This window comes from Arthrobacter sp. KNU40, from assembly GCF_051515115.1.
Lineage (GTDB): Bacteria > Actinomycetota > Actinomycetes > Actinomycetales > Micrococcaceae > Arthrobacter.
The window spans coordinates 1659179-1672523 of sequence record NZ_CP195850.1 but is presented as its reverse complement, the minus strand read 5'-3'; the positions used below and the strand labels follow the sequence as shown (position 1 = coordinate 1672523).

The 13345-nt window shown below is 64.1% G+C and carries 11 protein-coding genes; 6 read left to right on the top strand and 5 right to left on the bottom strand.

Annotation, left to right across the window (positions count from 1 at the left end; genetic code table 11):
* Positions 1 to 20 precede the first annotated feature (20 nt).
* On the bottom strand, positions 21 to 3557 hold the full coding sequence (locus ACSKT0_RS07845) for a S41 family peptidase (RefSeq protein WP_437773227.1): 3537 nt from the start codon (positions 3555 to 3557) through the stop codon (positions 21 to 23).
* 83 nt (positions 3558 to 3640) lie between these two features.
* Here ACSKT0_RS07845 and ACSKT0_RS07840 point away from each other — a divergent pair, with 83 nt between their 5' ends.
* Positions 3641 to 4540, top strand: a complete 900-nt coding sequence (locus ACSKT0_RS07840) for a TIGR01777 family oxidoreductase (protein WP_437773226.1) — start codon at positions 3641 to 3643, stop codon at positions 4538 to 4540.
* Positions 4541 to 4544: 4 nt separating this feature from the next.
* Here the strand turns inward: ACSKT0_RS07840 and ACSKT0_RS07835 are convergent, their stop codons facing one another.
* Positions 4545 to 6116 (bottom strand): serine/threonine-protein kinase, encoded by a 1572-nt coding sequence (locus ACSKT0_RS07835; protein WP_437773225.1) that lies wholly within the window; start codon positions 6114 to 6116, stop codon positions 4545 to 4547.
* A 192-nt stretch (positions 6117 to 6308) separates the two neighbouring features.
* On the opposite strand from ACSKT0_RS07835, the gene lipB reads away from it, so the two are divergent.
* The 3 genes from lipB (at position 6309) to ACSKT0_RS07820 (ending at position 8847) form a co-directional block, all read left to right on the top strand.
* The gene (gene lipB, locus ACSKT0_RS07830) at positions 6309 to 6977 is read left to right on the top strand and encodes a lipoyl(octanoyl) transferase LipB (protein ID WP_269993404.1); all 669 of its coding nucleotides are present in this window, start codon (positions 6309 to 6311) and stop codon (positions 6975 to 6977) included.
* Positions 6974 to 7993 (top strand): lipoyl synthase, encoded by a 1020-nt coding sequence (lipA, locus tag ACSKT0_RS07825; protein WP_437773224.1) that lies wholly within the window; start codon positions 6974 to 6976, stop codon positions 7991 to 7993. The genes lipB and lipA overlap by 4 nt, the downstream gene beginning before the upstream one ends.
* Before the next feature lie 89 nt (positions 7994 to 8082).
* Positions 8083 to 8847 (top strand): DUF4191 domain-containing protein, encoded by a 765-nt coding sequence (locus ACSKT0_RS07820; RefSeq protein WP_236816957.1) that lies wholly within the window; start codon positions 8083 to 8085, stop codon positions 8845 to 8847.
* A gap of 65 nt (positions 8848 to 8912) precedes the next feature.
* Here the strand turns inward: ACSKT0_RS07820 and ACSKT0_RS07815 are convergent, their stop codons facing one another.
* On the bottom strand, positions 8913 to 9350 hold the full coding sequence (locus tag ACSKT0_RS07815; protein ID WP_236816955.1) for an RDD family protein: 438 nt from the start codon (positions 9348 to 9350) through the stop codon (positions 8913 to 8915).
* A gap of 319 nt (positions 9351 to 9669) precedes the next feature.
* Between ACSKT0_RS07815 and glnA the strand changes: the two genes are divergently transcribed.
* Both glnA and ACSKT0_RS07805 read left to right on the top strand, forming a co-directional pair.
* The gene (glnA, locus tag ACSKT0_RS07810) at positions 9670 to 11094 is read left to right on the top strand and encodes a type I glutamate--ammonia ligase (RefSeq protein WP_234753877.1); all 1425 of its coding nucleotides are present in this window, start codon (positions 9670 to 9672) and stop codon (positions 11092 to 11094) included.
* A 222-nt stretch (positions 11095 to 11316) separates the two neighbouring features.
* Positions 11317 to 11541, top strand: coding sequence for a hypothetical protein (locus ACSKT0_RS07805; protein WP_437773223.1), 225 nt, complete (start codon positions 11317 to 11319; stop codon positions 11539 to 11541).
* 94 nt (positions 11542 to 11635) lie between these two features.
* Here the strand turns inward: ACSKT0_RS07805 and ACSKT0_RS07800 are convergent, their stop codons facing one another.
* Both ACSKT0_RS07800 and ACSKT0_RS07795 read right to left on the bottom strand, forming a co-directional pair.
* Positions 11636 to 11800 (bottom strand): DUF2207 domain-containing protein, encoded by a 165-nt coding sequence (locus ACSKT0_RS07800; protein WP_139359516.1) that lies wholly within the window; start codon positions 11798 to 11800, stop codon positions 11636 to 11638.
* Positions 11801 to 11892: 92 nt separating this feature from the next.
* Positions 11893 to 13287 (bottom strand): protein kinase domain-containing protein, encoded by a 1395-nt coding sequence (locus tag ACSKT0_RS07795; protein WP_437773222.1) that lies wholly within the window; start codon positions 13285 to 13287, stop codon positions 11893 to 11895.
* Positions 13288 to 13345: the final 58 nt, after the last annotated feature.

Below are 13345 nucleotides of genomic sequence, written 5' to 3'. Positions count from 1 at the left end.
TTCGTTTTGCAGGCCTTGAGCTAGCCCTTTTGCGGCCTCGCGGGCAAGGCAGCGGGGCGGACCTTGCTGTACCCTTCACGAAGCGGCGGCCGGTCCGTGGGTAGTTCCTGGACCATTTCCTTGAGCGCGCCGATCCCGTACTCCAGCTGGGGATCGGTGCCGGCCGCATAGGCGTGGGGCGGGAACACCACTTCGATGTCAGGCTCAACCCCGAAGTTCTCCACGCTCCAGCCGATGCCGCCGGAGAACCACGTGGCATAGCGCGGCTGGGTCACGCCGGTGCCGTCAGCCAGGGAAAAACGGTTGTCGATGCCCACGACGCCGCCCCAAGTGCGGGTGCCGATGACCGGGCCGATGCCGCGGAGTTTGGACACCTGGGTGATGATGTCGCCGTCTGAACCCGCGAATTCGTCGGTCAGGATGATGACAGGGCCGCGCGGTGCGTGATGCGGGTAGGTACGCGGCTTTTCGCCGCGGGGCATGCTCCAGCCGGTGACCTTGCGTCCGATGAGTTCCGCCACGAGCTGCGAGGTGTGGCCGCCACGGTTCCGCCGCACGTCGACAATCAACCCGTCCAGCGCGGTCTCGGTATCGAGGTCCCGGTGAAGCTGCGCCCAGCCGTTGGCCATCATGTCCGGGACATGCAGGTAGCCGAACTTTCCGTCCGAGGCCTCGCGCACGGTGCGCCTGTTGGCGTGCACCCATTCCTGGTACCGCAAGCGTTCCTCGTCCTTCACCGGAACCACGGCGATCCGCCGCTGCTGGCCGGCCGCCTCGCCGTGCCCGCCGCCATTCAAGATCGTGAGTTCCACCGTCCGGCCCGCTGCGCCCACCAGCTGTTTGGCTGGAGTACGGTCCGCGGAGAGCCCGACGCCGTCGATCGCCAGGACAACGTCGCCTACCTTCGCGTCGGCTCCCGGCCGAGTCAGCGGCGAGTTGGCCAGCGGGTCGGAAGTGTCTCCCGCGAGGATGCGCGTGATCTCCCAACCGGCCTCCGTGAGCTTGAGGTCGGCACCGAGCCTTCCCTGTCCATTGCTCCCGGGTTCGCCCACCGCCGCCGGACGCACGTAAGCGTGGGAAGTGCCTAGCTCACCGTGCAGTTCCCACAGAAGGTCCACCAGGTCGTCGTGCGAGCCCAGGCGTTCGACGACCGGACGGTACCGTCGGTGCACCGAATCCCAGTCCTGGCCGGCCATGTCTTCGGTCCAGAAGAAGTCCCGCTGCAGTCGCCACGCTTCATCGAATGCCTGTCCCCACACAGCCAACGGATCCATGACCACCCGGATCCGGTTCAGCTCAACCTTGACCAGCTCGCCCGATTCTTCCTCAACCTTGGCGTCGGACGGTACGGCGATAACCTGCTTGTCGTTGACGAAGACCAGTTTCCTGCCGTCTCCGGACAATCGGTAGCGCTCAACCGCGGACGCGAGTGTGACCTGCTTTTGCTTCGAAAGCTCGTAGCGGACCAGCGCCGGAGCAGGTGCCTTGTCCTGCACCGTGCCGCGGCCATCTCCCGTGACGCCTGAGAGCGGGGTGTCGAGCCACAGCAGTGCGCCGTTGGAGGCCGAAAGGGCCGAGTAGTTGCCCTGCGGCACGGGGACGCCGATGACGCGCAACGGCAGCCCTTCGCGGTCCACGTGGACCTTGACGTCGGTCCCGGCACCATTCCCCGGACCATCCTTCGCGCCGTTCTTCCCGCCGTTCTTCCCTTCGGGTACAGCGTCCGCTTCGTCGTCGTCCAGCAGGTCCACTACCGGGCCGAAAGGCGAAGGAGTGGCCGCAGCTAGCGCCACGAGGTACGGCTTGATGGGGCTCGGGAAAGACAAGTCGAAGGCATGGCCGTCGTAGACGGGATCGAAGCTGCGGTTCGAGAGGAACGCCAGGAATTTGCCATCGGGAGTGAAGGCCGGCGATTCGTCGCAGAAGCGGCCATCGGTGACCTCCACGATGTCTTCCGGGTTGGCAGTGCCGACCATGCGTAACTTGCTCCGCGACCCGAAGGACGTCACAGGCTCGGACCATGCGAGCCACTGTGAGTCCGGCGACCATGCGAGGCCCTCGATGCTGCCGTCCCCTACGCTGACAAGCAGCGACAAAGTGCCACTGGCAGTGTCGGCCAGGTAGACGTCCCCGAATGCGGTACCCACTGCAAGCCACCGGCCATCGGGACTGGCTTCGAGGGCGCTTGGACGGGCTGCCTTGGGGAAATCGATCCTCAGGAAGTCGAGCCGTGACTCCTCGGCTCCGCCCCTCGCGGAGTTGACCGGGACAGCTACGGCGTCCGCGGACGCCGTAGCGGGCTCCGCGTGCGGTTCCGGCAGCCGAACCGCGGACGTCGCAGGCTGTCCCGCAATGGCCGATGCCGGGACCGGGCGGGGCAATTGTCCGGCGCCGTCCTCTTCAGCTTCGCGTGGCGCGGGTCCAGCGTCCTGGACTGGCGCCTCGACGGCAGGCCGCGAAAAACGCGGGGCAATCCTCTTGATGTACAGGGAATCGACGCCGTCGTGGTCCGCTACGTAGGCGATACGCCCGTCAACAAGGGGGCGGGGAAGCCTTGCCCGCACGCCCGGGGTCGCTTCCACCACGCGGGACGGTCCGTCTTTGTGGCGCAGCCAGTGGATGGTTCCGTGGGATTCCACCGCGCTGGCCGAACCTGCTGCGTTGGGGAAGACGTCGCCCAAGTGGGCGGCGGCTTTGAGGGGTGATGGGCGGCGCGACTGGGGTGCCGAGCCCAGCGAGATGTCCACCCGCGCGGCCTCGGCATCGGCTTCGAGCGTCGGCAGGATCCACAACTCGCCCGCCGATTCAAAGATGACCCGCTTGCCGTCGCTGGCAGCGTGCCGGACGTAGAAGTCCTCGTGATCGGTATGCCGGCGAAGATCCGAACCATCCGGCTGTACTGAATAGAGATTTCCGTATCCCTCGTGGTCTGAGAGGAAGGCGATCCGTCCGCCTACCCACAGCGGGTCCGCGAGGTTCCCGTCGAGCCCGGGAAGCAAGCGGGCGAACTCGCCGTTCCCGTCGGCGTCGATCCACAGTTTTCCGGCGGTACCGCCGCGGTACCTCTTCCACCAGGCAGGCTCACGGGAAAGCACGCTAGCAACGACAACGGGACGCTCGTCCCCCACTTCCGGGCCGAACGCCACCGATTCGACCGGGCCGAAGGGAAGCTCGACGGCGGGGCCGCCATCGAATGGCAAGGCGTACGCATGCGTGTGCCGCCCCTCAGCCTGTTCGAAAGCCGTGGTCACCACAATGTCGCCTGTGGAAGTGAAACCCTTGACTCGGGTGGTGCTGTGGCCGAAGTAGCTCAACTGCCGGTACCCGCCGCCGTCGACCTCTGCTGTCACCACCTCGGGAGCGGTCCCGACGATCGTCGTCCAGACGAGCCGCTTGCCGTCCGGGGTGAAGCGGGGATTGCGTGCAGGGAGCTGCTGGGCCGAAATCCGCCACGCGCGGCCTCCGGCCACGGGCGCAATCCAAACGTCGTCTTCGGCCACGAAAGTGATCAAATCACCGTGCAAATGCGGGAAACGGAAGTAGCTGGAGGAGGTCATTGTTCGATCATAGTCAACGGAGAAGCGAGCCCTTTGAGGCCTGCCGTAATGCCGAAGTGATGCTTGCCATGATGAGATGGGGCATGCGAATCGTGATATCGGGTGCTTCAGGATTCATTGGAACCGCGCTCTCCGCGCATCTCCTCGGCAGTGGGCACGAGGTCGTCCGGCTCGTCCGCCGTGCGCCCGCAGGAGCCGGCGAGGCATATTGGGATCCGGCCGCGGGTCAATTGGATGAGGCGGTACTCGACGGTATAGACGCCGTGGTCAACCTCTCCGGGGCGGGCATCGGGGAGCGCCGCTGGACCAAAGCACGCGTGCGGGACATCATCGACTCACGCTTGCGGACAACAAAAACGCTCACTGCGGCGATGGGACGGCTGGGAACTCCGCCCGGAACCTTCCTGAGCCAGTCGGCCTCCGGCTACTACGGCTCATCCCGCGCCGGCCTGCTCCGGGAAGACTCGGGACCGGGCAAAGGCATGTTGGCCGGCCTATGCGTCGATTGGGAGGCCGCCGCCCACACGGCACCTGCCGGCGTACGAGTGGTGACGCCGCGTACCGGTGTGGTCCTCAGCCCTGACGGCGGAGCATTGGGGCCGCTCCTTCCGTTGTTGAAGATGGGCGTGGGCGGACCGCTCGGAAACGGTCGGCAATATTGGCCGTGGATTTCCCTCGTGGACGTAGTGTCAGCCTTCGAATACCTGCTCAACTCGTCGCTCGAAGGTCCCGTCAATGTGTGCGCCCCGGAAAGCGCCGACGTCAACGCCATCGTCGCCCAACTGGCGGCGGCCCTGCACAGGCCGGCGTTCCTACGCGTACCTGCCCCCGCGCTGCGGCTCGCCCTCGGCAGCCATCTGGCAGAAGAACTTGTCCTTGCCAACCAGCGCATGGAACCGGCACGGCTGATGGACTCGGGCTTTGCCTGGCAGCACCCTGCGCTGGTGGACGCCGCCCGATGGGTTGCAAGCGGCGGCAAATGATCGCCTAAGACTTGGCCAGGATCTCCGCGATCCTCCACGCATCCCCGCTACGCAGGAGAACCACCCTGAGTTCCTGTGGTGCTCCGCGGGGACGCGCTCCGACTACCTTCCCTGAGGCGTCCCGTTCTTCATAGGCGCACGTTTCCACCGTGACATTGACTGTTGCCCGGTGCGGGCCGGAAGGGCTCTCCATGCTCACGCCGGTCAAGGTCGTGGAAAAGCCGGCGAGAACCAAGCCGGCGCCGATCAATTCGTCCCTGAGCTTCCCATCCGAGGCGGCGGCCGCCGAGCCCTGCACATTGACGTGATCCAGGAGTTCGAACTTGCCGGAACTCAACGCCGTGTCCCGGATCGCCGACAGTCCCCTGATGGCTTCCTCTGGCTTTGGGGATCGGATCCGGCCCCACAGCCCAGCAGGAAGCTCTGCCGCCGCTGGGACTTCGTCGAGGACTGTGTGGGGTGCCGAAGCGGAGGCCTCGGCACCCGGTCCCCGATCGCCGGTCCACCACCCTGTGCCAGCCAACCACGCCGCGGCTACTGATCCGGCGCCCACGATTATCCCGACGGCGCGCACTGCGGACGCCGCCCGCCGTCCTAAGGAAAGCGGCGCAACCGCCCTCCTGTGTCTGCGTCCCGCTCCCCGACGGCGGAAGCTGGAAAGCGCTGCGATGCGGGCTTGCTTTGAGCGAGGACCGGAAGCCCGACGCCGGGTCATCAGTTCCGGAACAACAGCCGCGTGCACCGAAGCCGAAAGGTCCACGGCTTCCGGCGCGGCGCTCCGGTAGACTGCGACACCCAATTCGGCCGCGGAGGGCCGCTGTTGTCCATCCGGATGAAGCCCGGCCTCGATGGCAACGGCCAGGGCGGTGGGGACCGCGGGTACCAGGAGTGTCAGGGGCGGCCGGCGTGCCGCAGTGTCCGGAGCAGAACCGGTGAGGCAATACCAGCCAAGGGCAGCGAGGGCGTAGGTATCCTGCTGCGGCTGGAGTTCTGCGCTCCGCCGGACAACCGGATCGGGATCCACGAATCCGGGAGTTCCGGACTCCGGGACCCCGGAGGCGTCCCCCACCACGCGGGAAATGCCCATGTCCGACAGGAGCGGCTTCCCTTGGGCAGTGAAGAGCACATTGCCGGGCGAAACATCGGAATGTGTCATGCCTTGGCGATGCAGATAGGCCAATGCCTGCGCGAGCGGCGTCAGGATAGTCACCGTCTCGCCCACGCCAAGACGCCCCCTGCTGGACACCAACTGCCCGAGGGATCCTCCGGGGGCGTAGTCCATGACCACGCCCAAGCCGCCGTCGAAGGAGCCGGCCAGCTCAACGACGCCGTGGACCTTGACGAGGTGTTCGTGGTCCAGCCGGGACAGAAGCCGCACCTCGCGGAGCACGGATGACTTCGCTTCGCCCGGACTCACCGTCGCCGGCCTCCGGCCAAGGCATTTCACGGCGAACTTGCTCCGCGACCGCTGCTCCGTTGCGAGCCACACCGTGGCGCTCCCGCCGCGCCCCAGCTCACGGACCGGAACAAAGCCTGGGATCAAAGGTTCGGCAGGTTCGATCCCCTGGGAAGGCATGTCCCCCTTTTGGTCCCGACCACTCTCGCCGGGCGAAAAAGTCTCCATGCCTCAACAAATACCGGAAATCGCGGATTGCCGCAGAAGTTATCCACAGGCCCGGGGCCCGCGGCCCCGCAAGCAGGCCGAGTACGACTGAGAGCTTGGCCACAAAATCATGGCGTGCGCCCCGCGGGGTCTAAGCTTGTCCCCATGACTCTTGAGTTTTCACAGCTGGGTCTTGCCCCGGATTTCGTTGACTACATGCAGGGCTGGGATATCCAGCGCGAACTCCACAACAAGGTTGTTGCCGGCGAGAAACCGAGCACCGTCCTGCTCCTTGAACATGCCGCGGTGTACACGGCTGGCAAGCTCACGGAGGACCACGAGCGACCGTTTGACGGAACGCCCGTCGTACCGGTGGACCGTGGCGGCAAATTGACCTGGCACGGACCGGGACAGCTCATTGCCTACCCCATCCTCAAGTTGAAGAACCGCGCCGGGATCCGTGACTACGTCGAGCGCCTCGAAGCCGTCATGATCGCGATCATGGAGGACTACGGGATCAAAGCCACGCGGGTCAAGGGCCGGGCCGGAGTCTGGGTCCTCGCCGACGACAAGGGCCCGGACCGCAAGATTGCGGCAATCGGCATCCGTGTCCTCGACGGCGTCACCATGCACGGCGTGGCCATCAACTGCAGCAACGATCTCGCTCCCTACGCGCAGATCATCGCGTGCGGCATCACCGACGCCAGCGTCACCACCATGTCCATTGAGACCGGCAGGACCATCAACCCGGCCGATATTGCCGAGCGCTTCATCGAAGAGTTCCGCAAGCACGAAGAAGCACTCGTATCCAGCCCCGAAGGAGCACTCCAGTGACCCTGGCACCTGAAGGCCGTAAGCTGCTGCGCGTTGAACAGCGCAACAAAGCCGTCCCGGTCGAACGCAAACCCGAGTGGATCAAGGCCAAGGTCCAGATGGGCCCGGAATTCGTGGGCCTGAAGAACCTCGTGAAAAAAGAAGGCCTGCACACCGTCTGCGAGGAAGCGGGCTGCCCGAACATCTTCGAGTGCTGGGAAGACAAGGAAGCGACCTTCCTGATCGGCGGCTCCGAATGCACCCGCCGCTGCGACTTCTGCCAGATCGACACCGGCAAACCCTCCCCCGTGGACATGTTCGAACCCACCAAGGTCGCCCGCTCCGTCCAGGCCATGGCCCTGCGCTACGCCACCGTCACCGGCGTTGCCCGCGATGACCTGGAAGACGAAGGCGTCTGGCTCTACGCCGAAACCGTCCGCAAGATCCACGAACTGAACCCCGGCACCGGCGTCGAACTGCTCATCCCCGACTTCTCCGGCAAACCCGAACACATCCAAGCGATCTGCGACTCCGCCCCCGAGGTCTTCGCGCACAACGTCGAAACCGTGCCCCGGATCTTCAAACGCATCCGCCCCGCGTTCCGCTACGACCGCTCCCTGGACGTCATCACCCAGGGCCGGGCCGCCGGCATGGTCACCAAATCCAACCTGATCCTGGGCATGGGCGAAACCCGCGAAGAGATCTCCGAAGCCCTGGCCGACCTGCACGCCGCGGGCTGCGACCTGATCACCATCACCCAGTACCTGCGCCCCTCCGAACGGCACCTGCCCGTGGACCGCTGGGTCAAACCCCAGGAATTCGTCGACCTCGCCACCGAAGCCGAGGAAATCGGCTTCCTCGGCGTCATGTCCGGCCCCCTGGTCCGCTCCTCCTACCGCGCCGGACGCCTCTGGGCCACCGCGATGCGCAAAAAAGGCCGCGAAATCCCCGCCCACCTGGCCCACATCGCCGAAGGCATCCAGGACTCCGGCACCACCCGCCAGGAAGCCCGCACCCTCCTCGCACACCACGCATAGCACGTCGGCCAAAGCACGGTCAAAGGACCGGACCCCGGACAAATCCGGCGTCCGGTCCTTTGGCATAAATCACGTAGAATTAAGGCACTATGGCGAAATCCCCTGATCCCAGCAACTCGACAACATCGGCTGCCGACGCTCCCAAACGCGGCTTGTTTTCCCGCAAGCCCAAGGAAGCCAAGGCCAAGAAGCCGAGCCAGCTGAAGCAGATCGGCGAGGTCTTCAAGATGACCCGCCGCAATGACCCCATCGTCGTGTGGCTCATGCTTCTGGCGTTCCTTGGCGTCATTGCTGTCAGCCTCGTCGTCGGGCTCCTCCTGAACAACTGGGTCACAGGCCTGATCATCGGCATCCCCTTGGGCCTGCTGGCAGCTGTCTTCATCCTGTCGCGCCGCGCGGAACGTGCGGCCTTCGCACAGATTGAGAACCAGCCCGGAGCTTCCGGTGCGGCTTTGGGGACGCTGCGCCGCGGCTGGATCACCGAGGATCAGCCGGTCGCCGTCAACCCGCGCACCCAGGACGCTGTCTTCCGCGCCATCGGCCGTCCCGGCGTCGTGCTGGTCAGCGAAGGACCGTCGCACCGCGTCAAGCCCCTGGTTGACGCCGAGCGCAAGAAGCTCGCACGTATCCTGCCGAACGTCACCATTCACGTGATCGAAAGCGGCCGTGGCGAAGGCCAGGTACCCATCAGCCAGATCGCAAAGACCATGAACAAATACAAGAACGAGCTCACCAAGGTTGAGGTCGGTGCTGTCAGCAAGCGGATCTCTTCGCTAGGCAACCGCCTGCCGATCCCCAAGGGCATCGACCCCTACAAGGCACGGCCTGACCGCAAGGCCGCACGCGGACGCTAACCAACACGAAAGCCGCCCGTTCCTGGAATCTCCGGGAGCGGGCGGCTTTTTGTCTGCGTAGAAGGTTACATCCGAATGAGGATTGTGTTCATGGCTCTGTCATGGAGTCCGCGCTGGTCGGGATCGAAAACAACCGCGGGAATCACCAGGCACAGGAGGATCGTCCTGACCAAGGCAGCCAAGGGTCCTGCCTGCGCTCCCCCGAGCCGTACTACGTGGATGCCGGCAACCCGGTGTCCGATGCTATAGCCCAGCGTGCCGATGAGAAGGATCTGCTCCACGGCAAACACGGCAAGCGTCGCCCACTGGTTGCCGCCGAAGGCAAAGTTGCTGATCACCAGGGCAATAACCCAGTCAATGCAGATTGCCAGGATGCGACGGCCGGCCCGGGCCATCGAGCCGGGGCCGGATTCCGGCAGGCCGAGCCGTGCTCCCGGGTACTTGGAGATTCCGGACGTGTCCGGCCCTGTGAGCCATGAACCAATATCTTTACGATCAACCACGCTTCAAGCTTACGGCTTCACCATCGCACGCCCGACGGCGAGAGGTTTCGCCGGTGGGATGTCAGCTGTGTTCACAAGGAAACAGACACACAGGCGTAAGACATAGACTGGCACTGCAGTAGACCAGTAGCGTTTACACGGCAGGCAGTTCTGTAACCTGCTCGAAACAATACCGACACTCCGGGGAAATCCCATTTCCCTATGGTTGGAGAAGTTGCTAGCCGCCGCATCAGGGATACTTTTTTGTTTCCCTGCTTTCGGTTTGCGCTGGACCAGACGGCCCTAGGGGCCTGTTACCTGTTATGCGTTAGGAGCATAGATGTTCAAGACTGCGGACGAAGTCCTCAAGTTCATCAAAGACGAAGATGTTAAATTCGTCGATATCCGCTTCACCGATCTTCCGGGCGTCCAGCAGCACTTCAATGTGCCGGCCAAGAGCGTTGACGCTGACTTCTTTGTCAACGGCCAGCTCTTTGACGGATCTTCCATCCGCGGTTTCCAGGGCATCGCCGAGTCCGACATGCAGCTCATCCCGGACGTCACCACGGCCTTCATCGACGCCTTCCGCATCGAGAAGACCCTCGCGCTGAACTTCTCCATCGTGAACCCGCGCACGGGAGACCCGTACCACCGGGACCCGCGCGGCGTTGCCGAAAAGGCCGAAGCGTACCTGGCCTCCACCGGCATTGCGGACACGGCATTCTTTGCTCCCGAAGCTGAGTTCTACGTCTTCGACAACGTCCAGTTCGAATCCTCCCCCCAGGGTTCCTTCTACAAGGTCGACTCGATTGAAGCACCTTGGAACACGAGCCGCGAAGAAGAAGGCGGAAACCTCGGTTACAAGACCCCCTTCAAGGGCGGTTACTTCCCGGTATCCCCGGTTGACCACCAGGCCGACCTCCGCGACGCCATGTGCCTCGCCTTGGACGAAGCAGGCCTCGAAGTCGAGCGCTCGCACCACGAAGTCGGCGCCGCAGGCCAGGCTGAGATCAACTACAAGTTCACCACTCTGGTGCACGCTGCCGACGACCTGCAGAAGTTCAAGTACGTCATCAAGAACACCGCGTGGGAATACGGCAAGTCCGTAACCTTCATGCCGAAGCCGATTTTCGGTGACAACGGCTCGGGCATGCACTGCCACCAGTCCCTCTGGAGCAACGGCGACCCGCTGTTCTACGACGAGAAGGGCTACGCTGGCCTGTCCGACACCGCGCGCTGGTACATTGGCGGCCTGTTGAAGCACTCCTCTGCTGTGCTCGCCTTCACCAACCCGACGGTCAACTCCTACCGCCGCCTGGTCAAGGGCTTCGAAGCTCCGGTCAACATGGTCTACTCGCAGGGCAACCGCTCCGCCGGCATCCGCATCCCGATCACGGGCTCCAACCCGAAGGCCAAGCGCATCGAGTTCCGCGCTCCGGACGCCGCGTCCAACCCGTACCTGGCGTTCTCCGCCCAGCTCATGGCTGGCATCGACGGCATCCGCAACCGCATCGAGCCCCCGGCTCCGATCGACAAGGACCTGTACGAACTGCCCGCCGAGGAAGCCAAGGACATCCCCAAGGCTCCGGGCTCCCTTGAGGAAGCCCTCGAGGCACTGCGCGAGGACAACGAGTTCCTGCAGGCCGGCGGCGTCTTCACCCAGGACCTGATCGACACCTGGATCGAGTACAAGTACGAGTACGAGATCCGTCCGCTGTCGCTGCGCCCGAACCCCTACGAGTTCGAGCTCTACTACGGCGTCTAGCAAGATCGCAGGGCTAAGACGCCCTGAGCGCAAAGCGCCCCCGCCCCTTCACCGGGCGAGGGGCGCTTCCGCTTTTAACGGCAGCCTCACCACCGGATGGTCGCTTCCGGCCGTTGAAGGTTTGAGGCTCCCAGCCTCTGCAAAGGAGAATTTGATCCGGTTTTGACGCAAGCGGGTCAGGATCAATAAATGAGGCTTTGGAAAAGACCCATAGTGCACGCAATGGCTGCCCTCGCAGTCGTCCTCTTGGGCGCCGCAGGCGCATCAGGAGTTGACCGGATGGCAGCAGCCAACCTACCTGCCCCTGCTTCGATCGGCTCGTCAGTTCTCGCGGCAGACGGACAGCCACCCCTGCGTCGCCTCGTCCTCCGCGGCCTCGCCGAAGGGTCGCTTCCCGGAGGCCTTCCGTACGACGAAGTCCGGGAAGAAACGTACAACGAGAAATGAATTCCCGCACAAAAACAAGAACGGCCGTGTCCGCTAAGACACAGCCGTCCTTTGGTAAAGGCCCCGGATCGCCGGGGCCGGACCCCCAATTTTCCTACACCCGCCGGCGCCCGCTAATCAACCTGAAGAGGAAGACGATAATCGCCAAGACGATCAGTATCGGGGCGATCCAAAGAAGGAATCCCAGGGCCTTGACAGTTCCGCCAATGATAAAGAAAACGATCGCGATGACCGCGACGATTCCGAGGATGACATTCATGATGTACCTTCCGTTTCAGTCGTAAACATTTTGATGATTGCCTTTATCGCTGTGCAAACCTCAGCAACCTTACTGTAAGTAGACTTACTAATCTAATCGACATCGGCCGACGCGCGCACGCCTTGTGCCGAAAGCCGGCTTTCGAGCCGAAGTTCCAGGTCGTTCATGACTACCGCGGCCAGGTCCCGGAGAGTGTCGATCTCCGCCGCGGACATCTTTCGCGGAGCGAAGTCGAGGATGCACAGGGTCCCCAAGTTGTGGCCCTCGCGGGTACGCAGCGGGGCTCCCGCGTAGAAGCCGAGTCCGAACTCCCCCGCCACCAGCGGGTTCGATAGCGCGCGGGGATCCTCCGGGGCGTTCTCGACAACCCAGGTCCCTCCCTGAAGGATGGCCGAGGCGCAGAGACCGGGGTCCCTGTCGATCTGTTCCACCGCAGTTCCGTGGTGGGACTTGAACCAAATCCGGTCATGGTCCACGACGCTGACGATTGCTATGGGAACATCGAAAAGCCGGGCCGCCAGTGCAGTAATCCTGTCGAAGGCGCCGTCCGGCGGCGTATCGAGGATTTGATATCGGTGCACCGCCGCCATTCTCTCGGCCTCGTCCGCCGGAATGATGGAAGCGTCTACTTTATGCTTGCCCCGGCCGGAATGGGCGTGCTCATACAGCGCCTCGGATATGTCCCGCGCTGTCGGTCGGGCTTGGGGATCGGCCGCCGTCATCGCGCCTAAGAGGGTCCGCCAGAACTCGTTAAGGTCGGCGGGGATCGGCGGGTCCTGGATCAGCCGGGCAAGCGCGCTTTGCAGGGGATCCCCGGGGAAAGCGAGCCGCCCTGTAAGGCACTCCAGCAGCACCAGGCCGAGGGAATACACGTCACTGGCTGGGCCCACAGGCTCGGAACGCGCCTGCTCCGGGCTCAAGTATGCCGCCGTCCCGAAGACGCCGCCATCAGGCCCCTGGGGGGCTTCCGAGATCAGTGCGATGCCAAAGTCCGTCAGCTTCGCCCGCATCCGCGCGGAGTCCTGGTTGTAGTCGAAGAGCATGATGTTGCTTGGCTTCACATCCCTGTGAATGACGCCACTGCGATGGATGTAGTCCAAGGCGTCCGCGAGATCATGACCAAGCAGGGCCGCGTCTCGCGAAGCAACGGGACCGTCGGCCAGCCGCTGTTTCAAGTCCGCCCCTTGAACCAGCTCCATCACCAGGTAAACCTTGGGTTCTCCGGACCCTTCCCGGTCGACTCCGGCGTCAAGGAGGGTCACCAGGCCGTGATGACTCATGCGGGCGAGGATGCCCACCTCATCGTCCAGAGGGACGGGCCCCGCTGCAGCTGCGGGCCTGTTGATGATCTTGACCGCGACGTCGCGCCCTAGATACTCATCCGAGGCCCGGTAGACGGTGGCCATGGAGCCGGAGGCGATGCGCTCCTGCACACGGTACCTGCCGCCAAGGAGAGTATCTGCAGGGCCTTCGTCCGGTCTATTCATTCAGTAAGCTTACTTTCTCCCTGAGCGAGAGATGCATCACGGTGACTCTGCCGGGCAA

Bases quoted from the DNA above. Each gene is read 5' to 3' on its own strand.
- ACSKT0_RS07845 (WP_437773227.1), bottom strand. From the start codon at position 3,557: ATGACCTCCTCCAGCTACTTCCGTTTCCCGCATTTGCACGGTGATTTG.
- ACSKT0_RS07840 (WP_437773226.1), top strand. From the start codon at position 3,641: ATGCGAATCGTGATATCGGGTGCTTCAGGATTCATTGGAACCGCGCTC.
- ACSKT0_RS07835 (WP_437773225.1), bottom strand. From the start codon at position 6,116: ATGCCTTCCCAGGGGATCGAACCTGCCGAACCTTTGATCCCAGGCTTT.
- lipB (WP_269993404.1), top strand. From the start codon at position 6,309: ATGACTCTTGAGTTTTCACAGCTGGGTCTTGCCCCGGATTTCGTTGAC.
- ACSKT0_RS07820 (WP_236816957.1), top strand. From the start codon at position 8,083: ATGGCGAAATCCCCTGATCCCAGCAACTCGACAACATCGGCTGCCGAC.
- glnA (WP_234753877.1), top strand. From the start codon at position 9,670: ATGTTCAAGACTGCGGACGAAGTCCTCAAGTTCATCAAAGACGAAGAT.
- ACSKT0_RS07805 (WP_437773223.1), top strand. From the start codon at position 11,317: ATGGCTGCCCTCGCAGTCGTCCTCTTGGGCGCCGCAGGCGCATCAGGA.
- ACSKT0_RS07800 (WP_139359516.1), bottom strand. From the start codon at position 11,800: ATGAATGTCATCCTCGGAATCGTCGCGGTCATCGCGATCGTTTTCTTT.
- ACSKT0_RS07795 (WP_437773222.1), bottom strand. From the start codon at position 13,287: ATGAATAGACCGGACGAAGGCCCTGCAGATACTCTCCTTGGCGGCAGG.